Here is a 22,245-nt window from a genome sequence, read left to right on the forward strand (position 1 = left end):
CTCAATCGAAGAAAGGCCGCAGAAACTGCGCCGTGACGCCGGCGTTGCCGCGGCTGACCGCCTGCGGCGTGCCGGCTGCCACGATCGCGCCGCCTGCCTCGCCGGCGCCGGGTCCGACGTCCAGCATCCAGTCGCTGCCCGCCACCACGCGCAGGTCGTGTTCCACCACGACCACGGTGTTGCCGGCGTCGACCAGGCCGTGCAATTGCGTCATCAGTTTGTCCACATCCGCCGCGTGCAGGCCCGTGGTGGGCTCGTCCAGGACGTACAGCGTGTTGCCGCGCTGGCTGCGTTGCAGCTCGGTCGCCAGCTTGATGCGCTGCGCCTCGCCACCGGACAGTTCCGTGGCGGGCTGGCCCAGGCGCAGATAGCCCAGGCCGATTTCGGAGAGCAGCGTCAGGGGACGCGCCACGACGGCTTCGTCCTTGAAGAACGCGCGTGCCTCGTCCACGGTCATGTCCAGCACCTGCGCGATGTTGCGGCCATTCCATTCGACTTCGAGCGTCTTGGCGTTGTAGCGGCTGCCGTGGCACGTGGGGCACGGCGCATACACGCTGGGCATGAACAGCAATTCGACGTGGACGAAGCCTTCGCCCTCGCAGGTCTCGCAGCGCCCTTGCGCGACGTTGAAGGAAAAGCGGCCGGCGCCGTAGCGCCGCGACCGGGCGGCCTTGGTGCCGGCAAACAGCTTGCGCACGTGGTCAAAGAGGCCGGTATACGTGGCGAGGTTGGACCGCGGCGTGCGGCCGATGGGCTTCTGGTCCACATTGACCAGCCGCTTGATGGCTTGCGCGCCGGCATGGAGGCGGCCCGTCGTGCGCGGCAGGTTGCCGGGCTGTGGCAGGTCGCTGTCGGGTTCCTCGGCGGGCAGCGCCTGGCCCAGATGTTCACCCACCAGTTCGACCAGCGCCTGGCTGACCAGACTGGATTTTCCCGACCCGGACACGCCCGTCACCGCCGTGAATGCCCCCAGCGGAAAGCGCGCGTCCACGCCATGCAGGTTGTTGCGGTGAATGCCGCGCAGCTCAAGCCACCCGGTGGGCTCGCGCGGCGTGCGCCGGCTGGCGGGCCGGGCATCGAACAGATATTTGGCCGTGACCGATTCCTTGACCTTGCGCAGGCCGTCTGGCGGACCGCTGTACAGCACCTGCCCGCCATGCTGGCCTGCGCCGGGTCCCACGTCCACCAGCCAATCGGCGCGGCGCAGCGTGTCCAGGTCGTGCTCCACGACGAAGAGCGTGTTGCCGCCCGCCTTGAGCTGGTCCAGCGCGCGGTGCAGCGCCTGGCCGTCCGCAGGGTGCAGGCCCGCCGAGGGCTCGTCCAGCACGTACACCACGCCAAAGAGGTTGGAGCGGATCTGCGTGGCCAGCCGCAAGCGCTGCAATTCGCCGGGCGACAGCGTCGGCGTGGACCGGTCCATCGCCAGATAGCCCAGGCCCAGCGCCTGCAGCGTGCCAATGCGCTCGACCAGGTCGTGCGCGATGCGCTGCGCGGCAATGCGTTTCTCGGGCGATGCGTCCGGCGTACGGCGCACGTCGCTGCTGCCCGCATGCGACAGCCCGCCCGCCGCCACGCGGCGCGCGTTGGCGCGCACCCCGGCGGCCTTGCTGCGGGTCGTGCCCGCCGTCCCGGCCTGTTCTTCGAAGCGCCCTTCAGCGGCGGGCGTCAGGATCTCGGCGATGCGGGCCAGCGGCAGTTGCGACAGGCTGCCGATGTCCAGGCCCGCAAAGGTCACGGACAACGCCTCGCGCTTGAGACGCCGGCCGCCGCATTCCGGGCAGGGCGCGCCGGTCATGAAGCGGGCCACGCGCTTTTTCATCATGGCGCTTTGCGTGGTGGCGAACGTGTGCATGACGTACCGGCGCGCGCCGGTGTAGGTGCCCATGTAGCTGGGCTCGGCCTTGCGGCGCAGCGCGGCGCGCGTCTCGGCGGGCGTGAAGCCGGCGTAGACGGGCACGGTGGGCTGCTCGTCGGTGTACAGGATCCAGTCGCGATCCTTCTTGGGCAGGTCGCGCCACGGCTTGTCCACGTCGTAGCCCAACGTCACCAGGATGTCGCGCAGGTTCTGGCCATGCCAGGCGGGCGGCCACGAGGCAATGGCCCGCTCGCGAATGGACAGCGACGGGTCCGGCACCATGGACGCCTCGGTCACGTCGTACACATACCCCAGGCCGTGGCAATGCGGGCAGGCGCCCTGCGGCGTGTTCGGGGAAAAGTCCTCGGCATACAGCATGGGCTGGCGCGCGGGATACGTGCCGGCACGCGAGTACAGCATGCGCAGCATGCTCGACAGGGTCGTCACGCTGCCCACCGTGGAGCGCACGTTGGGCGTGCCGCGCTGCTGTTGCAGAGCCACTGCGGGCGGCAGGCCGTCGATGGCGTCGACGTCGGGCACGCCCACCTGATCGATCAGGCGGCGGGCATAGGGCGACAGCGATTCCAGGTAGCGGCGCTGCGCTTCGGCATACAGGGTGCCGAACGCGAGCGAGGATTTGCCCGACCCGGACACGCCGGCGAACACGACGAGCGCGTCGCGCGGGATGCTGACGTCGACGTTCTTCAGATTGTGTTCCCGCGCGCCTCGCACGCGGATGCAGGCATCGGGGCCCGGCTTCGAAGGTGTCTTGCGCTGGCTCATGGCCCAAATAGTAATAGACCGAAAGGCGATTGACGCCGGCAACGCGCTGCTTTAATTTCGCATCACGCGAATGGGCACGAGCGGCGCAACAGGCCGCCCTTGCCGGGCTACCGGCTCGTTCGGCGGGACCGCGCTGCTTCCGACTGCCGGGCAGGCTGCATCCCATGCGGCAGGACACGAGGACCCCATTTCCAAGGGCAAATCATGGTGATCCCGATAACCGTCCTGGTCGTGGGCGCGGGCCCGGCCGGCCTCTTGACCGCCGCCGAACTGCAGCGCCGCGGCGTCGACTGCCTGCTGATCGATGCGCACGAACGTCCGCTGGACTGGGACCGCGCCACCGTCGTACATCCGCGTTCCCTGGAAATCCTGGATACGCTGGGCATCGTCGATCCCCTGCTGGCCGCGGGCGTGAAACAGCGGCGCGCCCGCATTCATGCAAACGGCAGCGAGCTGGGCGTGATCGACCTGGAACTTGCTGGCAGCCGCTATCCCTTCAACATCGGCATCTCGGAAGAAGTCACCGAAACCGTGCTGGCCGACCATCTGGAGCGGCTGGGCGGCAAGGTCACGCGCGCCACGAAGCTGGTGGGATTGCAGGAACGGGAAGACGGCGTGCTGGCCACGGTGGAGCGCGGCGGCAAGCTGTCGCAGGTGCTGGCGCAATGGGTCGTTGGATGCGACGGGCATCACAGCACCGTGCGGATGCTGACCGGCATCGCGCAGGACGGCCACGACATCAACCAGCCTTGGGCCGTGTTCGACGCCGCCATCCGAGACTGGCCAGAGGCCTTCGAGGCAAATTACGCCTACCTGGACGAGATTCCCGTCATTCTGACCGCCCTGCCGGGCGAGCGTTGGCGCGTCTACCTGCGGCCCAGCTCGGCAGAATCGGACCTGGTCGCGGACGCGCTGTCGACGCTACGGCGCTACCTGCCCGGCGCGCAATTTGACGACGTCTCGCACCCGGCGCGCTTCGAATGCCACACCAAGGTCGCGCGCGCGTTCCGCTCGGGCCGCGTGCTGCTGGCGGGCGACGCCGCGCACACGTGCAGCCCGGCGCAGGGGCACGGCATGAACACCGGCCTGCAGGATGCCTTCAACCTGGGCTGGAAGCTGGCGCTGGTGTGCCAGGGACATTGTTCGCCCGCGCTGCTGGACAGCTATCACGCGGAACGGCGGCCGGTGGCGGACATGGTGATGGCGTCGGGCGATGCGGCCGAGAGCGCGCAGATGACGCATGGCCAGCAGGCGCGGCGCGCGCGCGACGGGGCTATCCGCGCTGCCTTCGGCAACCCCGAGGCGCGGCATCGCGAGGCCGTGTCGGAAGCCGAACTGGATATCGACTACGCCGGATCACCGATCGTCATGGGAGACCGGCACGAGGCCATCTGGCCGGGACAGCGGCTGCCGGACCACATCGACGTGCGGTATTCCACTGGCGGATTGGGCAAGCTGCATGACTACGCCAAGCGGCGCGGCCACACGGTCCTCCTGATTGGCGGACCCGGCACGGCGCAGCAAGCGCTGTCGGACCTGCGCCGCGACCTGCAGGCGCTGTCGGACGGGCACATCATCGAGGTGGTCGTGGCCCTGACCGCCAGCCAGGCGGTTACGGAGGTGGACGCTTACCTGGATCCCGCCGCGGCGGACCGCCTGGGCGTGGCCGACATGGTGCTGCTGGCGGTGCGGGCAGATGGGCATGTCGGCCTGCGCGCCGACGCGCGCCACGCCGAGACGCTGTCGGCTTACATCGAACGGCTGCGGGCCTGATGGGAAAGCCCATCGCGACCTAGGGAAATCCCCAGCAAAATGCTTGTCGATCCGGGTGTTGGCGGTTCGTCGTAGTCATGCACCCACCCTCACTTCAAGGCGGACTACACCATGACTACCGGAACCGTACGACACCTTCGCGTCCTGCGCACAACCCCCGAACGCGTCTATCGCGCCTTCATCGAGCCCGATGCGATAGCCAAGTGGCTTCCGCCCTATGGCTACACCTGCTCGGTCCAGGAACTGGACGCGCGCGTGGGCGGCCGCCACAGGATGGCGTTCCACAACTTTGCCACCGGCCACGAAGAGCCGTTCGGCGGTGAGTACCTGGAGCTGGTTCCGGGCGAGAAGATCCGCTACACGGACCGCTTCAACGATCCCAACCTGCCGGGCGAGATGACCACCACCGTCACCCTGCGGCAAGTGTCGTGCGGCACGGAACTGGTCATCGTGCAGGAAGGCATACCCGAGGTCATCCCGACCGAGATGTGCTACCTGGGCTGGCAGGAGTCGCTGCTGCAACTGGCGCAGCTGGTCGAGTCCGATGCGCCCGACGGCCCCGTGCGCGACTGACGCCGCCGCAGCGGGCGGCGTCGACTCCGATACGTTTGTTCATGTTTTGACACCATCAGGTCGCGCGTAACGGTGCGACTGCCTACAAAATGTGGCGCGCCCCCGGAGGGCGTTGCGCGGGGCCGTAACATACGGCCCCGCGCGCATCCCACAAGAAGGAAGAATCGTGTCAAAAGTGCTTGCCCTGCTGCTTTGCGCCGCCCTGCCCGCCGCGGCAATGGCCGCCCCCGATACCGAGCCCTTGAAGCTCAACGCGGACAACAAGCTGTACTGCAACGCCCAGACCGACTGGTGCGTGGGCATCAAAACGGATGGCGCATTCGGCGAAAACGGTCCCTTTGCCACCAGCAGGACCCTGCGTGCCGACTACCGGTTCTGGGATTCGCCCGACATCCCGGACTTCAAGGATTTCACCGTGTGGCCGGAACTGATCCGGCTAAGCGAAGAACGGGCGCTGGTGGGCGTGGTCGGTCCGGCCGAGCCGGACTTCGAGGCGTCCACGCCGTTCTCAGGCGGCGGCTTCTCGCGCCGCGACCTGTATCTGTACGACGTCAACCTGGGCGAACAGACCGGCGCCAGCCTGGTGCTCGTCATGCCGTACACGGCCGACGCGTCGATCCGCGCGTGCTTCAACGAGGCCGACCCGCAAAAGCGGGCCGGCCAGTGCAGCGACATCTACGAGTTCAAGGCGTCGCTGAAGGCCGTGCCGGGCAAGGAACTGCCCGATCTGCAGGTCAAGACGCAGGCGACGCGCTCGCCGGCGGGCGCCAGCCGCTACGAGGACTCCAGCACGCGCCCCGCGCTGACCCAGGCCCAGCTTGCGCCGCAGACCGACAGCCAGTGCAGCTACACCGTGACCTACGCGTGGCAACCGGGCACATCGTCCTACGAGCCGTCCAAGCCGCTGCCTGACTGCACGGAATTCCTGTCCGCCGACCCGACCGCGAAAAAATAGTCGCGCTTACTCGGCATACCCCGGATTGCGCCGGTCCAGCCGGCGCAGCAGGCCCGGCCACGCAAGTTGGGCCTTGCGGGCACGGTCGGCGGGCGACTCCACCGCCGCGCGCGCCAGGATGTCGGCCGGAATGTGGGTCAGTTCGCCGCCCGCCTGCGCGCGCACCTGCACCATGCAGGCCGCTTCCAGGCGGTGCATGGCCTGAAAGGCTTCCGCCATGCTCTGCCCGACGGTCAAGAGGCCGTGATTGCGCAGGATGAGGTAGTTGTTGGCGCCCAGGTCGCGCACCAGGCGCGGCTGCTCGTCGGGGTTGAGCGCCAGGCCCTCGTAGTCGTGATAGCTGAGCGAGCGCAGCACGATGAACGCGAATTGCGACAGCGGCAACAGGCCGGCCTTCTGCGCCGACACGGCCACCCCGTTGATCGAATGCGTGTGCAGCACGCACATCGCGTCCTTGCGGGCCGCATGGATACAGCTATGGATGGTGAAGCCCGCGGGGTTGATGTCGTATTCGGACTCCATCACCTTGTTGCCGTGCAGGTCGATCTTGACCAGGCTGGACGCGGTGATTTCATCGAACATCATGCCGTAGGGATTGATGAGGAAATGCTCCGTGCCCGGCACCTTGGCCGTGATGTGCGTGAAGATCAGATCGTCCCACCCGAAAAGCGCCACCAGCCGGTAAAGCGCCGCCAGATCCTTGCGGACCTGCCATTCCGTTTCGCCGACCTGTTCGCGCACGCTGGCGCCCTGCTTGCCTGCCGTATCCATCCTGTCTCCGTATTGTTGGTGTCTGCCCGAGGCCACTGCCCCGGGATCCGTCATGCACTGTATTCCTTTTCGCGCGCAACGCGCAGCGGGGCGCCGGACACGCGTCCGTCTGGTGAAACAGCCCCGGACCCATTAACCTGTGAGCCACGCCCCAGGAGACGTCGAGCATGCTGCCTGCACTTTACGGTCATCCCTTTTCCTCGTACACCCAGAAGGTGCTTGTCGCGCTGTACGAAAACGCGACGCCCTTCGAATTTCGCGGCATCGGGCCGGACTCGCCCCAGCATGGCGCCGACTGGCTGCAGCGCTGGCCGCTACGCAAGTTTCCGCTGCTGGTGGACGGCGGCCGCAACATCGCCGAATCCAGCATCATCATCGAATACCTGCAGCTCGCCCACCCCGGGCCGGTCCGGCTGATTCCCGACGACCCGATGGCCGCGCTGGACGTGCGCTTTCTGGACCGCTACTTCGACCTGCACGTCATGTTCTGGATGCAGCACGCGGTCAACGGCGCGCTGACCGGCGACCCCGCCAAGCGCGACGAGGCGCTGGCGCTGACCGCGCAGAAGCTGGAACCGGCGTACGCCTGGATCGACGCGCTCCTGGCCACGCGCACGTGGGCGGCGGGCAGCGACTTCACCCTGGCGGACTGCGCGGCGGCGCCCGCGCTCTTCTACGCCGACTGGACGTATCCGATCGCCGATGCCTATCCGCACCTGCGGGCCTACCGCGCCCGGCTGCTGGCGCGGCCGTCATTCGCGCGGGCGGTCGATGAAGCGCGGCCGTACCGCCCGCTGTTTCCGCTGGGCGCGCCCGACCGCGATTGAAAACGCCGCGCCCCCCGCGGCAACATGCGAGAATCCCCGCCATTCCCTCCCCGATGAGGACGCACCGTGCAGCAGACCTTGCATCGACACCTGCCTTCCTTCTTCCGGTCGCACCTGGAATCCCTCTCCGGCGTCGGCCTCATGCTCGGCACGTTGTTCTTCGCCGCGGCGCTGACGCCCACCCTCATTCCCCGAACGCACGTCACCCAGGGCGTCCTGGCGGGCGCCTGCCTTGCGGCCGGGTATGGCCTGGGCGTGCTGTGGCATTGGCTGTGGACCTACCTGGAACTGCCCTCGCCCCGCGGCCGTGCCGCGTGGGTCATCAATGCCGTCATCGGCCTCTTGTGCGTGGCGGTGGCGATCGTGTTTCTTGGCCGCGCCGCCGAATGGCAGAACACCATCCGCGCGCTGATGCAGATGGAGCCCGTGACCAGCGCCCATCCCATCAAGGTCAGCCTGATCGCCCTGGCCACGTTTGCCGTGCTGCTGGCGCTGGCGCGGCTGTTCAAGCTCATCGCCCGCTATCTTTCCCGGCAGGTGCGGCGCGTCGTGCCGCGGCGCGTGGCCAACGTGACGGGCGCGCTCATCGCCATCCTGATCTTCTGGCTGCTGGCGACCGACGTGTTCTTCCGCGGCGCGCTGCACGTGCTGGACGCCTCGTTCCGCGAGTTCGACGCGCTGCTCGAGCCCGAACGCCCGCAGCCCACCGCGGACCTGAAGACGGGCGGCCCCGCCTCGTTGATCCGCTGGAACGAACTGGGCCGCGCCGGCCGCGAATACATCGCCTCCGGCCCCACCGCCAGTGAAATCCAGACGCAGTCGGGACGCGAGGCGCTGGAGCCCATCCGCGTCTACGTCGGCCTGCGCGGCGCGGCAACCCCACAGGCGCGCGCGCAGCTCGCGCTGGACGAGATGAAGCGGGTGGGCGCCTTTGACCGCTCGGTGCTGGTCGTGATCACGCCCACGGGCACGGGGTGGGTCGACCCCGCGGCCGCGGACTCGCTGGAATACCTGCTGAACGGCGACGTGGCCAGCGTGGCCATGCAGTATTCGTACCTGTCCAGCCCGCTGTCGCTGCTGGCGCAACCCGAATATGGCGCGGAAGCCGCGCGCGCCCTGTTCCAGGCGGTGTATGGCTACTGGACCACGCTGCCCAAGGACCGGCGGCCGCGTCTGTACCTGCACGGCCTGAGCCTGGGCGCGAAGAATTCCGCGGGGTCGGCCGAACTGTTCGAGATGATCGGCGACCCGATCCAGGGCGCGCTCTGGAGCGGCCCGCCCTTTGAAAGCCGCGTCTGGCGCACCATCACCGATGCCCGCAATCCCGGCTCGCCCGCCTGGTTGCCCGAACTGCGCGATGGCGCCTTCGTGCGCTTCATGAACCAGAACGGTTCGCCGGTGCCGGCTGACGCGCCGTGGGGGCCGATGCGCGTCGTCTACCTGCAATACGCGAGCGACCCGGTCACATTCTTCGACTATCGCGACCTGTATCGTCCGCCCGCGTGGATGAACGCGCCGATGGGCCCGGACGTGTCGCCGGAACTGCGCTGGTATCCCGTGGTGACCATGCTGCAGCTTGCGCTGGACATGGCGGTGGGCACCGCGACGCCGATGGGGTATGGACACGTCTACGCGCCGCAGCATTATGTCGACGCCTGGGTCGCGGTGACCGGCGTGTCCGGCTGGACGCCCGACGCACTCGAAGGCCTGAAGGCCTATCTGCTGGAGCGCGCGCAGGCGGCAATGGAAGACGAAGACGGCGACGAAGGCGCCTACGAGGGACGCGGAGGCTAGGCGCGGCAGGCGCGGCTCATGAATCACCCCATGCAGGATCGATTGACGTCGTTCTTCTTTTCGCGCGATGACGCCTTGCGCAGCCGCAGCGTCAGCGCGCGCCTGCTGGCCGCGAACCTGGACGTGCCCGCGCCGCCCGCGCGCCTGACGGCCGATTGGGACCGCGAGATCCGGACCCGGCTGGCGCTGGAGCCGGGCGACGTCGAGCAGATGCCGCTGTCGCGCACCCGCGCCCGCTGGCCGGAGTTCGGCCTTTGCGTGCAGGCCATGCGCGACTGGACGCGCGCGCTGGGATTGGGCGACGTCCTGGCGGCCAGCGACATGGCGCTCATGGCCTGCCGCGGCGCGCGCTATCACCACGACGGCAGCCAATACGGCGGCGCCGCGTTCTGCAATCTGTTCCTGTCCGACGACAAGGGCCTGGACGTGCATTTTCCCGGCACCGGGCACCGCATCCCGCTTACGCGCGGCGTCGCCATCGTCTTCGACACCTGCCAGCCCCACGCCGTCATCGCCCGCCACGCCAGCGGCTACGACGAAGCGGACTTCCCGGATGCGCGGGATCTGTCGCAACTCTTTCTGACCTGGGAACTGCCCATCGAAGACCCGGCGGTGGCGCAGGCGCTGGGGATCGCCTTCGATATCGAGCCGGCAATGGCGTCGCGGCTGGACGAAGAAGCGGTGTGGGCGGGCGGCCGCCGCGTCAGCGTGGACCCCGAGCGCGGCCATTGGCAACCCGCGGCGCGGGCCCCCTGACCCGTCGGGTATATTGACCGGCCCACGTCTCAGGGTCTCCACGCAGATGTCCTTTCCCTTTGCACGCACGCGTCCGTTCCGGTTTGGCGTCCTGATGCTGGCCATGCTGTGGCAGGCAAGCAATGCCGGCGCCGCCGAGCGCACCGTCTATACCGGCACGCTGCAAGGCGTGGGCGACATCGTGATGGAGCTGGACAGCGCCACGGCCGGCAACGCACTCACGGGCCGCTACTTCTATCCCAAACATGGCGTGGACATCCCGCTGAAAGGCAGCGAAGCCGCGCTGCAAGAGCCCATGACCATGGCTGCCGCCTCGGCGCCCGGCGCGCTGCCGGCCGCCACCTGGCAAGGCAAGCGTGACGCGCAGGGCTATCACGGCGTGTGGATCGACACGCGCACGGGCAAGCAGCGCCCCTTCACGCTGCAGCGGGTCGCGCAATACGACGCCGGGGCGTTGGCACGCGATGGCAGCATCGGCTTTGACGAAGACATCGACGCGGCCCGCGTCCCCTACGACACGCTCAAGCTTGCCGGTCACGCCGTGCCCGTGGGCGCCGACGTGGGCAGCGCCACCGTGGCATATCGCATGTGGCGCGACCCGCGCACCCAGTTCAGCTATCCGCGGCTGTCGCGCCATCCGGACGCGCAGGTCATGGCGCGCGTCAATCACCTGCTCGAGCAACGCCATTGGCGCATGAGCCACGCGGCCTTGGCCTGCAAGGCCTCGGCCTACACCAGCGGCAATCCGTCGGCCGGCACACTGGCCAACTACGAGGAAGAAGTCGTGGCCGTGCCCTGGCTGTCCCGCGCCATGATGACGGTGACCGAATCCGGCAGCCTGGATTGCGGCGGCGCGCATCCGAACAACCACTTCGACCCCTACACGTTCGACCTGCTGCGCGGCGAAACCCTGGATTGGAACCGCGTGTTCGATGCCTACCAGCCGGGCAGCCGCGAGCCTCGCCCCGCGCTGACGACGCTGGTGGGCCAGGTGCAGAAAACCCTCGCCGCGCGCGACGAGGCCGGACTGACCGAGGACCGTTCCAAGGAAGGCTGCTGGGACCTGTGGCCGGCCTACCTTGCGTTGGGCGCGACGACCCCCGGCGCGCTCAGCCTGTCGGTATCCGGCGTGGGACATGCGTCGGGCGTGTGCCTGGGGACGCTGGCGCAGGTGCCTTTTGGCGACCTCGCGCCGTACCTGAAGCCGGGCGGCGAGGCGTATCTGGTGCAGGACTGAGCGAGACGCTCAGCGCCTGAATCCGCCGCCGCCCCTGAATCCGCCAAACCCGCCGCCAAAGCTGCGGCCCTCCATCCCGCGCCCCTGCCATCCGCCTTCGCCACGGCCTTGCCAGCCGCCCGCGGATTCGCCCATGCGGTTCTGCCAGCCGCCGTTCATGCCGCCCGCCGGCTGCGTCGAATAATCGCGCGCCTGGCGCTGCGCGTTCAGGTAGTTGGACTGCGTGTTCGGCTGGACCGGCTGCCAGCCCGAGGACGTGTGCTGCTGCCAGCCGTTGTCGTTGTGTTCGTACACGTTGCCGTTGTGGTCCGCATACACGTTGCCGTTGTTCCACGCCATGCCGCTGCCGGTGTCGCGGTTGTAGGTGGCGCCGCGCCGGTCGACGCTGTCCGCGCCCTGTCCCGCCGTGCCGGTCGCGCCGGCGGCGGAATACGTGGTGCGGCCGGTATCGGCATTGGTGCGCACGTTCTGCCGGCCCGCGGCCCATTGGCCGTCGTCGTTCTCGACCGCGCCTGCCCGGCCCGCGCCCGAGGCGCCGGTGACCGGGTCGGTGTAGGCGCCCCGGCGGCCCGCCGCGGCATTGCCCGTGTATTCGTTGTAGGCCGCGCCGCGCGTGCCTTCGAAGGCGGCGCCGGTTTGCGGGTTGTAGCCTTCCGCGTGCGCACCCTGCCATTCGGTGCCCGTCCAGCCATTCCACCCGGCCGCGTGGGTGACCGTGCCGGAACCGCCCCACGCGCCGTAGACGTCCACCTTGTTCACGTCGACGCCGCCCCAATAGGGCGCGCCGTAATACGGGCCCCAGTAAGGCGCCGCCCCGCCCCAGGCTTCGGCCGCGGCAAACCCGAAGGCAAAGCCCGCCGCGGAATCGAAGGCGGCGTTGTAGCCATAGCTGGGCGGATAGCCGACCCAGGTGTTTTGCACAATCGTGGGCGGGTAGGAATAGCCCGTGCCGTAGACAACCGTGCCGTCGGGCGCGACGACCACGCCCATGTAGCCCGGCGAATAGCCGAACACCACGCTCTGCGGCGTCGAGCCATAGACCTGCACGTAGGTCACGTAATGCAACGGCGAAGTGGCGGGAATGGCGTAGATGGCCGCGGGCACATGGTCGGCCACGCGCCACGGTCCGGTGGGCGAATCCGACACGAACCACACCGCATGCGACAACGCGTAGTAACGGCCTTCGGCCTGGATGACCGGCACCTGCGAATTGGCCGCGTAATGCAGCGTGGTGCCCTCGATGGGCCGCAGCACCGGCGCGCCGCCGGCGTATTCGACCTGCAGCCGGGCAGCGCTGCGCGACACGGTTGCGGTCTGCGGAATGGTCGACGCGATGACGGCTTCGCGGGCCTGCGGCGTACCGGGCACCGACACCAGCACCCCGCCCTGCGGATCGCGCGCCGGGATGCGCGCGAAGTCGCGCGGCAGGTCCTTGCCGGGCACATACGACCACGGTCCTTCCAGCCGGGGGCCGCGGAACCAGCGGCCCGACACAAGCAGGTAATAGCGGTTGTCGCCCGGATTCATGAACACGGCGTGGTCGGCATTGGTGACCGACAGCAGCGAGGTCCCGGGCACCGGCCGCAACTCGGCCTGGCCGATCGTGATCAGAAGCTCCGCCGGCACCGTGGACACTTCGATATCGGGCGCGCGATGCGGCGCCTTGCCGTCATGCGGCATCAAGGGGTCCGCCGCAGGGCCGCGCCGCGCGGCGTCGGCGGCGGCCAGCAGCGCGGGCGACGGCTGCGCCACGGTGCGCCAGGGCCCGTTGATGTCGCCCGCGTCATACCAGTGGCCTGCCGCCTGCAGGTACAGACGTCCGGCGTTGTCGCCCAAGATCAGGGCGCGCGTGTTGACGACCCGGCGCCAGCCCGGCGTGCCGGGCAGCGCCGTCCACGCGGGCGGGCCATCGACCAGCACCAGGATCGCCGGGACCGTGCGGTAGATGATGCGCGGCGGCGTGTTGTTCACGGGCACCGTCTTGGTAGCCGGGTTGTTCTGCGACAGCGCATAGCTCAGCTGCAACCCGTCCAGCGGCGTCACCACGCCATTGGGCGGAATGCGGGCCTCCAGCTCGCCGCGCAGCCGCGCGGCCTCTTGGGGCGCCGTTGGCACCTGCACGCGTTCGATGCGGATGTCCGACAGGCGCACCAGCCCCGCGGGCTTGTTCACGTCGGCGCGCGCGGAGAACTCCGCCACGCCGTAGGTCGGGTTGCCCTTGGCCGGCCCCACGGCGACGGCCATGCGGCCGGTCAGGCGGTCGGCGGTCCAGGTGTCGATTTGCGGCTGGTAGAGCTCGACCCGCGCGCCGTCCGGCGCGGTAAAACTGCGCGGCCATTGAAGCGCGCGCGCGGCGGAAGAATCGGGTTGGGGTTGGCCGGCGCCAGGCTGCGCGGCGGCGGACTGGAACGCGCCCGGCGGGGTCGCGGCCGAGGCGCCGGACTGGCCCGGACTTTGCGGCTGCGCGGCGGCGCCGAAGGCCAGCGTCGTGCCTGCCGCCACGCCCAGCATCAGGCGTGCGATGCGCCGGCGGCGGCCGGTAGCGCGGGACGCGGCGGGCAAGCGGAAAAACCAGGCATGCAGGTGCAGCAATCGGGACACGCAATGCATATCACGCTCCTTGAGGTTCGGACCGCCTGCACAGCCGGCCGGGGTGTCCCGCTGCGCAAATGAGCAAGCGAGAAAGCGAGTGCCGCCGCTTCGGGTTATACGCCAGCGGGCCCCGGCATTCAATTGCCGGAAGACCCGAGCTGACCACACCCTGAATAAGAAACAGATCGTTAATGCCGTTAAAAAGCTATTGATCGCATCAGGCAGAAATTCTATAACTCGTTCCTACCAGGGCTTGCTGCTTTTGCCCGATTGCCTTTCCGCTGCAATCCAACTAGAGCGGCGCAACGCCCGCCAACCCGCGCAAGCCTCGCGCGAATCGCCAGCCCTTTCTTGCCCCTCTCCCGGGCGCGCTGGCGGCTCTCTAAGCCTCTCCTGCGGCAAGGACGTCCCGTCCGGACAGCCGCGTGAAGGAGCAGCTCATGGCCCTTACCCTGTCCCATCCCGGGGTTTACATCCAGGAAATCCCCAGCGGCGTTCGCACGATTGCCGGGGTCGCCACCTCGGTCGCCGCCTTCCTGGGCGCGGCCCCGCGCGGTCCCGTCAACAAGGCGGTCCGGATATTCAGCTTCTCCGACTATGAGCGCGCCTTTGGCGGGCTTGCCGACGATTCCGAGCTTGGTTATGCGGTGCGCCAGTTCTTCGTGAACGGCGGCACGGATGCCTGGGTCGTGCGGGTGGTCAAGGAAGCGTCGCCCGCGCAGCGCGTGCTGCGCAGCGCCACGGCGGTGGACGTGCTGACCGTGCGGGCGCTGGACCCCGGCGTGTCCGGCAACAGCATCCAGGTGCGGGTGGACTACGCCACCGCCGTGCCGTCCAGCACCTTCAACATCCAGTTCATCCGCGGCAGCGACGGGCGGGCGGAAAGCTACGCCAACGTCTCCCTGAACGCCAAGGATCCGCGTTATCTGCTGGATCTGGTGCAGGGCGTGTCGCAGCTGGTCAGGCTGGAGCGGATGCTGTCGCAGGGCGCGCTGGACGCGCTGCCGGCGGGCACCAGCGTCAGCGGCTCGCTGGGCGACGTGCAGACGCTGCTGGACGCGACGCACACCGATTTCCGCGTGGCCGTGAACGGGCTGGAGCCCGTCGGCGTCAGCATCGCGCTGCCCGGCGACATTGCCGGCGGCACGGCGACGCAGCGCCTGACCGCACTGGCCGCCGCAATCCAGGCCAAGGTGCGGGCGCAGGCGATGGGCCGCCCGGCGCTGGCCAATTTCACGGCGGCGCGCAGCGGCAACACCCTTGTCATGACGTCCGGCGCGGGCGGCGAAAACGCCAGCGTGCGCGTGCTGCCCGGGGCGCGCAACAACGCCGCGGGCGTGCTGATGCTGGGATCGCTGGCGGGCGGCGTCGAGACCGACGGCGCAGCCATCATCCGTCCCGCGCCCACCCCCGACGCGGCCACGCTGACCAGCGACACGTTCGGCGCGACCGATCTGGACGCGCTGCCCGACGCCACCCACACCAGCCTGCGCATCACCCTGGATGGCCTGGGCCCGGAACTCGTGAGCGTGGGCGACGCCGCCGCCGCGGGCGGCTCGCTGGCCGCCAAGCTGGAAGACGTGGCGGCGCGATTGCAGGCCGCCGTGCGCGCGCTGCGCCCGGGCACGCCCGCCTTCCGCGACTTCACGGCGCGGGTGCAGGGCAGCACGCTGGTGCTGGCCAGCGGCTCGCGCGGCATGGGCTCCACCATCGCGGTGGCAGCGGCGCCGGCCAACGATCTGGCGGCGTCGCTGCACCTGCTGGCGGGTGCCGTCGCCTCGCCACCGCCAGTCGACGCGCTGCTGGAAGGCGGCACCGAAACGCCTTACGGGCCGGACGACGTCTATGCCGCGTTCGTCGGCAGCCGCGCGCTGCGCCAGGGGATATATGCGCTGGAAGACGCCGACATCTTCAATCTGCTTTGCCTGCCCGCCATCACGCACGGCGGCGTCCTGGCCGATGCCGCGTCGTACTGCGAAGAGCGGCGCGCCTTCATGATCGTGGACGCGCCGCCCACGGCCACCGACCCCGCCTCGATGGTGGCGGTGGCCAATGGCACCGCCCTGCCCAAGTCCGATCACGCGGCCGTCTACTACCCGTGGACGTACGTGTCCGATCCGCTCAAGAACGGCAAGCCGCGCCTGGCGCCGCCCTGCGGCACCGTTGCCGGCCTGTATGCGCGCACGGACGGCAACCGGGGCGTATGGAAGGCCCCCGCGGGCACCGACGCCAACCTGACCGGCGTCGTCTCGCTGGCCACGACGCTGACCGATGGCGAGAACGGCAGCCTGAATCCGCTGGGGGTCAACTGCCTGCGCACGTTCCCGGTGTACGGCGCGGTCTGCTGGGGCGCGCGCACGCTGCGCGGCGCCGACCAGCTCACCTCCGAATACAAGTACGTGCCCGTGCGGCGCCTGGCTCTGTACCTGGAGGAATCGCTCTACCGGGGCACGCAGTGGGTGGTGTTCGAACCCAACGATGAGCCGCTGTGGGCGCAGATCCGCCTGAACATCGGCGCGTTCATGAACACGTTGTTCCGCCAGGGCGCCTTTCAGGGCAGTTCGCCGCGCGAGGCCTATCTGGTCAAGTGCGACCGGGAAACCACCACGCAGGACGACATCAATCGCGGCGTGGTCAACATCCTTGTGGGGTTCGCGCCGCTCAAGCCCGCCGAGTTCGTCGTCATCAGCATCCAGCAACTGGCCGGCCAGATACAGGCTTGAGCCCGGCGTGCGGCGGCGCCGCTTGCGGCCCGCAACGCCCGCCGACCAGGGTTACCAGGAGATTGCCATGGCGCAGTTCACCGTCAATCCGCAGCGCTTCGACCCGTACAAGAATTTCAAATTCCGGGTGAAGTGGGATGGCCGCTATGTGGCCGGCATCAGCAAGGTGTCGGCGCTCAAGCGCACCACCGAAGTGGTCGAGCACCGCGAAGGCGGCGACCCGTCCAGCGGGCGCAAGTCCCCCGGCCGCAGCAAGTACGAGGCGGTGACGCTGGAGCGCGGCGTCACGCACGACCGCGAGTTCGAGCAGTGGGCCAACAAGGTGTGGAACTTTGGCTCGGGGCTGGGCAGCGAGGTGTCGCTGAAGAACTTTCGCAAGGACATCATCATCGAGGTCTACAACGAAGCCGGGCAACTGGTGCTGGCCTACAAGGTGTTCCGCTGCTGGGTGTCGGAATATCAGGCCATCCCGGATCTGGACGCCAACGCCAACGCCGTCGCGATTCAGACCATCAAGCTGGAAAACGAAGGATGGGAGCGCGACTACGAAGTTGCCGAGCCGTCCGAACCAAGCTTTGTCGAGCCGGCTTGATGGAGCGCCGCGATGAACGCCCTGATCGAATCGCAGATTCTTGCGCTGTGGGAGGCAGGCCGTGACCGCCACCCGATAGATCGGGGCCTGCGCGCGCTGGCCGTGGCGATGCCCGGCGAGGAGGTGGCGTCACGGCCGGTCGGATGGCGGACGCTGGCATTGCTGCGCCTGCGGCGCGCGACATTCGGCGCACGGCTGCCGGCCTGCGCCGATTGCCCGGCGTGCGGCGCGGCGATGGCGTTTGACCTGGATCTGGCCGCCCTGATCGAGACCCTGCCCGCGCCGCCGGAGCGCGGGTCCGCCGAGCCCATGTTCGACGCGCACGGCGCCGCCTGGCGTCTGCCCAGCAGCCGGGACCAGGCGCACGCGGCGATGGCCGCCGACAGCGAAGCCGCGCTCGCCCTGTTGCTGCGCGCGTGCCGCGTCGGTGCACCACCCGAGGCCAGTCTGCCGCAAGGCGCGGCGCTGGAAGACATCGAAGCGCGCATGGAGGCGCTGGACCCCGCCGCCAACATCGCGCTGTCATTGCGCTGCGCCGACTGCGCGCACGCCTGGACGGCGGCGTTGGATGCCGACACCTGCCTGTGGGACGACATCAGCCTGTGCGCGCGCGGCCTGTTGCGGGACGTGCATCGCCTGGCGCGCGCCTACGGCTGGACCGAGCCGCAGGTGCTGGCGCTGGGCCCGGCCCGGCGCGCCGCCTACCTGGCGATGGCTGACAGCGAGGCCATGCCATGAGCGGATTCCTGCGCCAGCTGGCCAGCCGCAGCCTGGGCACCGCCCCGCGTCTGCGCAGCGCGCCTTCGCCGCTGGCTGCGGCGCTGCATGGCGTCGTGCCGCGGGATCCGTTGCGCGCCGACGCGCAGGATCAGGACGGTCACCTTGCCGGGCACGATTCGGCCGCGCAGGCCGGCAGGGGCTTGGCGGACACCGGGAACCGTCTGGGGCAGCGGTTTTCACAAGGGGCGGCCTTCGGCGCATACCCACATGCCGACGAGGCGGCGGACGTGCATGCACGCGCCTCCGGACGCGAAGCGGCGATGCCGCAGGGGCACTTCATTGCGAACGCGCCAGTGACGCATGCCGGTATGCGAACGTCCGGCGCGCCGCAGCGCACGGACGCGGCGCCCCCGCCATTACGCAGCCCGCTCCTGCCCGATCCGGGCGATCAGGATTCAATCTCCCTTGAGGCGCAGCGGCCCGTTTCCGCAAGCGTGGCGCCGCCCGCTGACGCCGTGTCCGCAACACCGGTGGTGGCCGCGCAGGCGGTCACCAATGCCGCCCACGCATCGAACGCCCACGCATCGGCCGCCCCCAATGCGGCCGCCGCACAATCGCCGCCCTTCCCTGCCGCACGGCGCGACGCCGCATCACCAGCGTCTCGTCCCGCCGCGCAATCGTCCGCGCCCGACGTGCACATCACGATCGACCGCCTTGAGGTCGCGCCCCCGCCGCCCCCGCGCGCGGCGGCGGCCCCGCGATCGTCCGCGCTCTCATTGCGCGACTACCTGGCCGCGCGGCGCGCGGGGCTGCCATGAGCAACGCGTTGGCCATCGCGGCGGTCACGGCCGTCATCAAGGACCTGCTCGACTCGGGCATGATCGACCACGCCGTGACGGACACGCTGGGCGCGGGCGTCAAGGTGTCCGCGCTGGCCCCCGACGCCGTGTCGCTGGACAACCAGGAAGACCCGCAGCTGAACCTGTTCCTGCATCAGGTCACGCCCAACGCCGCGTGGCGCAATGCGGCGCTGCCATCGCGCGATGCCGCCGGCGATCGCATCGCCAATCCGCCGCTGGCCCTGGATCTGCACTATCTGCTGACGGCCTATGGCCGCGCCGAGCTGCAGGCCGAAGTGCTGCTGGGCTACGCGCTGCAACTGCTGCACGAGTCGGCCGTGCTGCCGCGCGAGGCCGTGCGCCGCGCGCTGGATCCGGACGTGGTCGACGGCGCCATCCTGCCCACGGTGTACCAGAGCCTGCGCGGCGCGGACCTGGCCAGCCAGATCGAACTGTTGAAGATCACGCCTGCGGCGCTGGGCGCCGAAGAGATGTCGCGCCTGTGGTCCGCGCTACAGGCCCACTACCGGCCGACCGCGGCGTTCCAGGTGTCGGTGGTGCTGATCGAATCGCGCCGGCCCGCGCGCGGCGCCCTGCCCGTGCTGACCCGCGGCGAGGCCATCCCCGGCTCGCCGCGCGACCGGGGCGTGCTGGTCTTTCCCGGCCTGACGCCGCCGCTGCCCACGCTCTTGTCCGTGCAACCGGCGGGCAGGCAACCGGTTGCCGTGCCCGGCGGATCCGTGACGCTCGTGGGGCATCATCTGGACGGCCTGGCGCGGCGGGTGACGCTGCGCCATTCCACGCTGGACGCCGAGCGCGACGTGCCCGTCGAGGCCGGCACGGATACCTGGCTGCGGCTGACGATGCCGGCAGACCTGCCTGTCGGCCTGTACCGCGTGCATGCCCACGTGCAGGCCGCCGATACCGGCCTGCCGCGCGACAGCAATCAGCTTGCACTGGTGCTGGCGCCCGAACCCGTGCTGCCGCCGGCCTCGGCCACGCGCAACGGCGGCACGGTACGCATGACGCTGGGCATCGCGCCCCCGCTCTTGCCCGGCCAGGCCGCCAGCCTGCTGTTGGGAGACCGGGAACTGCCCGCCGAACCCGCCGCCGCGCCCGCCAGCGCGCTCATCTTCGAATGGCGTGACGCGCCGCCAGCAGGTACGCGCTTTCTGGCGCGACTGCGGGTGGACGGCATCGAAAGCCCGCTGGTGGACCGCGAGTCGGTCCCCGTCCGCTACCTTGACCGCCGGATCGAGCTGCCATGAACGCGCGCGCGCCCACCGGCTGGACCGAAGCCAACCAGCAATTGCTGGCCGCGGAGTTCACGCGGCTGCGCACTCGGCTGCGCAAGCCCGGCAGCCGGCCGCCCCGGCACGGCGCGCAACAGCTGGCCCAGGCGCGCGCCGCCATGGACGGCGACGCCGCCATCGACCAGCTGACGGCCATCTTCGGCCTGTCGGCGTTCGAGCGCGACCTGCTGCTGTTGTGCGCTGGCATCGAGATGGACGCGGTGCTGGCGGACCTTTGCGCCCACGCCAACGGCCGCAGCGGCGGCCAGCGCCACGCCAGCTTCGCGCTGGCGCTGGCCGAGCTTGAAGGCGCGCACTGGAGCGCGCTGTCGCCGCAACGCCCGCTGCGCCGCTGGCGTCTGCTGGACGTGGACGACACCGCCGACTTGAGCACGGCGCGGTTGCGCATCGACGAACGCGTGCTGCACTACCTGGCCGGGTTGAACGAACCCGACGCGCGCCTTCGCCCGCTGTTGCGTCCGGCGCTGCCCCTGCCCCACGCCGCGCCCGCGCACGCGGAGGCGTCGGAGCAAATCGCCGCGCAGGTGGCCGCCGCGCAAGGCAAGCCCTTGCCGGTGTTCGTGCTGGAAGGCGACGATGCCGGTGCGCACGAGGACGTGGCGGCGCGCGCCGCGCATGCCGCCGGGCTGGCGTGCCTGGCGCTGGCCGCCGAAGACGTGCCGGCGGACGCGGCCGAGCGCAACGCCATGCTGACGCTCTGGCAGCGCGAGGCCGTGCTGCTGGGCGCCGGCCTGTATGTCGATGCGTCCGACGGCTTGCCGCCCGCGGCGCGGCATATGGTGGAACAGGCCGGCGGCCTGTGCCTTGTGGGAGTGCGCGAGCCGGTCGCCTTGCGGGCGGCGTCGCGTCACTACCCCGTGACCCGGCCGCAGGAGGCGGACCGCCGAACCTTGTGGCGGCAGGCATTGGGTCCGCAGGCAGCCGCGCGTGCGGGCCAGGCGGTGGACCATGCCGCCAGCCAGTTTGGACTGGACTCGCGCACCTTGCAGCTCACCGCCGCGGCGCTCGCCCCCGCGCTGCTGGCGGACGGCGCCGATCCGGCCGCCGTGCTGTGGCAGGGTTGTGCGCAGGCCAGCCGCCGCCGGCTGGACGGGTTGGCGCAGCGCCTGACGCCCGCAGCAGGCTGGAACGACCTGGTGCTGCCCGAGCCGCAGTTGGCGGTATTGCGCCAGATCGCGGCGCATCTGCGCCAGCGCTACCGCGTTCATCAGGATTGGGGATTTGCCGCCGCGCAGTCGCGCGGCCTGGGCGTTGCCACCCTCTTTACCGGCGAAAGCGGCACCGGCAAGACCATGGCCGCCGAGGCGCTGGCGCGCGAGACGGGGCTGGACCTGTACCGCATCGACCTGTCCGCCGTCGTCAGCAAGTACATCGGCGAAACCGAAAAGAACCTGCGGCGCCTGTTCGAGGCCGCCGAGGACGGCGGCGCGATTTTGCTCTTTGACGAAGCCGACGCGCTGTTCGGCAAGCGGTCGGAGGTCAAGGACAGCCATGACCGCTACGCCAACATCGAGATCAGCTACCTGCTGCAACGCATGGAGTCCTACCGCGGCCTGGCGGTGCTGACCACCAACCTGAAGTCCAACCTGGACAGCGCATTCCTGCGGCGGCTCCGCTTTGTCGTGCAGTTTCCGTTTCCCGACCAGGACCAGCGCGCGCGCATCTGGCGCGGCGTGTTCCCGGCCGCCACGCCCACCCGCGACCTCGATCCGCGCCAGCTGGCGCGGCTGAACCTGACGGGCGGCAGCATCCGCAACGTCGCGCTGAACGCGGCCTTCCTGGCCGCCGACGCCGGCTCCGATGTCACCATGGCTCACGTGCTGCAAGCCGCGCACGCCGAAGCCGCCAAACGCGAACGGCCCCTGGCCGACGCTGAAACAAGGGGATGGCCATGAAATCCGCAATCCATCTGCATATCCGCGCGCTCAGCCTGCCCAGCCACGATGCCGCCCAGCGCAATGCGTTCGTGGCCGCGCTGGTGCACGAACTGGTGCGGCGCGCCGCACAGCACAACGGCGCCGCCGCCGATGGCAGCGCCGATCAGGTACGCACCATGGCGGACGGACCGCAGCCTGCGCAGACCGGCGCGCAAGCGGGGCGCGCCATCGCCGACACGTTCCACCTCAAGCATTGAGCCTGACC

General features: G+C 69.7%; 17 protein-coding genes. 14 read left to right on the forward strand and 3 right to left on the reverse strand.

From position 1 onward, the window contains the following. Nucleotide 1 precedes the first annotated feature (1 nt). Nucleotides 2-2,638: an excinuclease ABC subunit UvrA gene (locus H4P35_RS21625; RefSeq protein ID WP_226846959.1), complete on the reverse strand. Its 2,637-nt coding sequence runs from the start codon at nt 2,636-2,638 to the stop codon at nt 2-4. A gap of 204 nt (nt 2,639-2,842) precedes the next feature. On the opposite strand from H4P35_RS21625, the gene H4P35_RS21630 reads away from it, so the two are divergent. The 3 genes from H4P35_RS21630 (at nt 2,843) to H4P35_RS21640 (ending at nt 5,939) form a co-directional block, all read left to right on the forward strand. Further along, nucleotides 2,843-4,411 (forward strand): FAD-dependent monooxygenase, encoded by a 1,569-nt coding sequence (locus H4P35_RS21630; protein WP_226846960.1) that lies wholly within the window; start codon nt 2,843-2,845, stop codon nt 4,409-4,411. 111 nt (nt 4,412-4,522) lie between these two features. Further along, complete coding sequence (locus H4P35_RS21635; RefSeq protein WP_056326165.1) at nt 4,523-4,984, forward strand: SRPBCC family protein; 462 nt, start codon at nt 4,523-4,525, stop codon at nt 4,982-4,984. 166 nt (nt 4,985-5,150) lie between these two features. Then, nucleotides 5,151-5,939 carry a hypothetical protein gene (locus tag H4P35_RS21640; protein ID WP_226846961.1) on the forward strand — a complete coding sequence of 263 codons (789 nt, stop codon included), beginning with the start codon at nt 5,151-5,153 and terminating at the stop codon, nt 5,937-5,939. Between the two features lie 6 nt (nt 5,940-5,945). On the opposite strand, the gene H4P35_RS21645 is transcribed toward H4P35_RS21640, so the two are convergent. Then, complete coding sequence (locus H4P35_RS21645; protein WP_056326159.1) at nt 5,946-6,710, reverse strand: class II aldolase/adducin family protein; 765 nt, start codon at nt 6,708-6,710, stop codon at nt 5,946-5,948. A 167-nt stretch (nt 6,711-6,877) separates the two neighbouring features. Between H4P35_RS21645 and H4P35_RS21650 the strand changes: the two genes are divergently transcribed. The 4 genes from H4P35_RS21650 (at nt 6,878) to H4P35_RS21665 (ending at nt 11,324) form a co-directional block, all read left to right on the forward strand. Then, nucleotides 6,878-7,537, forward strand: a complete 660-nt coding sequence (locus H4P35_RS21650) for a glutathione S-transferase family protein (protein ID WP_226846962.1) — start codon at nt 6,878-6,880, stop codon at nt 7,535-7,537. Nucleotides 7,538-7,603: 66 nt separating this feature from the next. After that, nucleotides 7,604-9,331: an alpha/beta-hydrolase family protein gene (locus tag H4P35_RS21655; protein ID WP_226846963.1), complete on the forward strand. Its 1,728-nt coding sequence runs from the start codon at nt 7,604-7,606 to the stop codon at nt 9,329-9,331. An 18-nt stretch (nt 9,332-9,349) separates the two neighbouring features. Next, nucleotides 9,350-10,087 carry a hypothetical protein gene (locus H4P35_RS21660; protein ID WP_226846964.1) on the forward strand — a complete coding sequence of 246 codons (738 nt, stop codon included), beginning with the start codon at nt 9,350-9,352 and terminating at the stop codon, nt 10,085-10,087. Nucleotides 10,088-10,133: 46 nt separating this feature from the next. Continuing rightward, nucleotides 10,134-11,324, forward strand: a complete 1,191-nt coding sequence (locus H4P35_RS21665; RefSeq protein WP_226846965.1) for a hypothetical protein — start codon at nt 10,134-10,136, stop codon at nt 11,322-11,324. Nucleotides 11,325-11,333: 9 nt separating this feature from the next. Here the strand turns inward: H4P35_RS21665 and H4P35_RS21670 are convergent, their stop codons facing one another. Then, nucleotides 11,334-13,934 (reverse strand): carbohydrate-binding family V/XII, encoded by a 2,601-nt coding sequence (locus H4P35_RS21670; protein WP_370638939.1) that lies wholly within the window; start codon nt 13,932-13,934, stop codon nt 11,334-11,336. Between the two features lie 422 nt (nt 13,935-14,356). Between H4P35_RS21670 and H4P35_RS21675 the strand changes: the two genes are divergently transcribed. From H4P35_RS21675 to H4P35_RS21705, 7 genes are all read left to right on the forward strand, one after another. Next, nucleotides 14,357-16,639, forward strand: a complete 2,283-nt coding sequence (locus H4P35_RS21675) for a phage tail sheath subtilisin-like domain-containing protein (protein WP_226846967.1) — start codon at nt 14,357-14,359, stop codon at nt 16,637-16,639. Nucleotides 16,640-16,706: 67 nt separating this feature from the next. Next, nucleotides 16,707-17,231 (forward strand): phage tail protein, encoded by a 525-nt coding sequence (locus H4P35_RS21680; protein ID WP_056326957.1) that lies wholly within the window; start codon nt 16,707-16,709, stop codon nt 17,229-17,231. 12 nt (nt 17,232-17,243) lie between these two features. Beyond that, the gene (locus H4P35_RS21685; protein WP_226846968.1) at nt 17,244-17,969 is read left to right on the forward strand and encodes a hypothetical protein; all 726 of its coding nucleotides are present in this window, start codon (nt 17,244-17,246) and stop codon (nt 17,967-17,969) included. Then, nucleotides 17,966-18,769, forward strand: a complete 804-nt coding sequence (locus H4P35_RS21690; RefSeq protein ID WP_226846969.1) for a hypothetical protein — start codon at nt 17,966-17,968, stop codon at nt 18,767-18,769. Before H4P35_RS21685 ends, H4P35_RS21690 begins: the two co-directional genes overlap by 4 nt. Then, the gene (locus tag H4P35_RS21695) at nt 18,766-20,058 is read left to right on the forward strand and encodes a DUF4255 domain-containing protein (protein ID WP_226846970.1); all 1,293 of its coding nucleotides are present in this window, start codon (nt 18,766-18,768) and stop codon (nt 20,056-20,058) included. The genes H4P35_RS21690 and H4P35_RS21695 overlap by 4 nt, the downstream gene beginning before the upstream one ends. Next, on the forward strand, nt 20,055-21,998 hold the full coding sequence (locus tag H4P35_RS21700) for an ATP-binding protein (RefSeq protein WP_226846971.1): 1,944 nt from the start codon (nt 20,055-20,057) through the stop codon (nt 21,996-21,998). The genes H4P35_RS21695 and H4P35_RS21700 overlap by 4 nt, the downstream gene beginning before the upstream one ends. After that, complete coding sequence (locus H4P35_RS21705; RefSeq protein WP_152382444.1) at nt 21,995-22,237, forward strand: hypothetical protein; 243 nt, start codon at nt 21,995-21,997, stop codon at nt 22,235-22,237. The genes H4P35_RS21700 and H4P35_RS21705 overlap by 4 nt, the downstream gene beginning before the upstream one ends. The last annotated feature ends 8 nt before the right edge of the window (nt 22,238-22,245 follow it).

Origin of the sequence: Achromobacter sp. 77 (assembly GCF_020541125.1) — a bacterium.
GTDB classification, from domain to species: Bacteria; Pseudomonadota; Gammaproteobacteria; order Burkholderiales; family Burkholderiaceae_B; genus Achromobacter; species Achromobacter mucicolens.

Excerpts from the sequence above, each read along its gene's own strand:
- H4P35_RS21625 (WP_226846959.1), bottom strand. The coding sequence starts at position 2,638 with ATGAGCCAGCGCAAGACACCTTCGAAGCCGGGCCCCGATGCCTGCATC.
- H4P35_RS21630 (WP_226846960.1), top strand. The coding sequence starts at position 2,843 with ATGGTGATCCCGATAACCGTCCTGGTCGTGGGCGCGGGCCCGGCCGGC.
- H4P35_RS21635 (WP_056326165.1), top strand. The coding sequence starts at position 4,523 with ATGACTACCGGAACCGTACGACACCTTCGCGTCCTGCGCACAACCCCC.
- H4P35_RS21645 (WP_056326159.1), bottom strand. The coding sequence starts at position 6,710 with ATGGATACGGCAGGCAAGCAGGGCGCCAGCGTGCGCGAACAGGTCGGC.
- H4P35_RS21650 (WP_226846962.1), top strand. The coding sequence starts at position 6,878 with ATGCTGCCTGCACTTTACGGTCATCCCTTTTCCTCGTACACCCAGAAG.
- H4P35_RS21660 (WP_226846964.1), top strand. The coding sequence starts at position 9,350 with ATGAATCACCCCATGCAGGATCGATTGACGTCGTTCTTCTTTTCGCGC.
- H4P35_RS21665 (WP_226846965.1), top strand. The coding sequence starts at position 10,134 with ATGTCCTTTCCCTTTGCACGCACGCGTCCGTTCCGGTTTGGCGTCCTG.
- H4P35_RS21670 (WP_370638939.1), bottom strand. The coding sequence starts at position 13,934 with ATGCATTGCGTGTCCCGATTGCTGCACCTGCATGCCTGGTTTTTCCGC.
- H4P35_RS21675 (WP_226846967.1), top strand. The coding sequence starts at position 14,357 with ATGGCCCTTACCCTGTCCCATCCCGGGGTTTACATCCAGGAAATCCCC.
- H4P35_RS21680 (WP_056326957.1), top strand. The coding sequence starts at position 16,707 with ATGGCGCAGTTCACCGTCAATCCGCAGCGCTTCGACCCGTACAAGAAT.
- H4P35_RS21685 (WP_226846968.1), top strand. The coding sequence starts at position 17,244 with ATGAACGCCCTGATCGAATCGCAGATTCTTGCGCTGTGGGAGGCAGGC.
- H4P35_RS21690 (WP_226846969.1), top strand. The coding sequence starts at position 17,966 with ATGAGCGGATTCCTGCGCCAGCTGGCCAGCCGCAGCCTGGGCACCGCC.
- H4P35_RS21695 (WP_226846970.1), top strand. The coding sequence starts at position 18,766 with ATGAGCAACGCGTTGGCCATCGCGGCGGTCACGGCCGTCATCAAGGAC.
- H4P35_RS21700 (WP_226846971.1), top strand. The coding sequence starts at position 20,055 with ATGAACGCGCGCGCGCCCACCGGCTGGACCGAAGCCAACCAGCAATTG.
- H4P35_RS21705 (WP_152382444.1), top strand. The coding sequence starts at position 21,995 with ATGAAATCCGCAATCCATCTGCATATCCGCGCGCTCAGCCTGCCCAGC.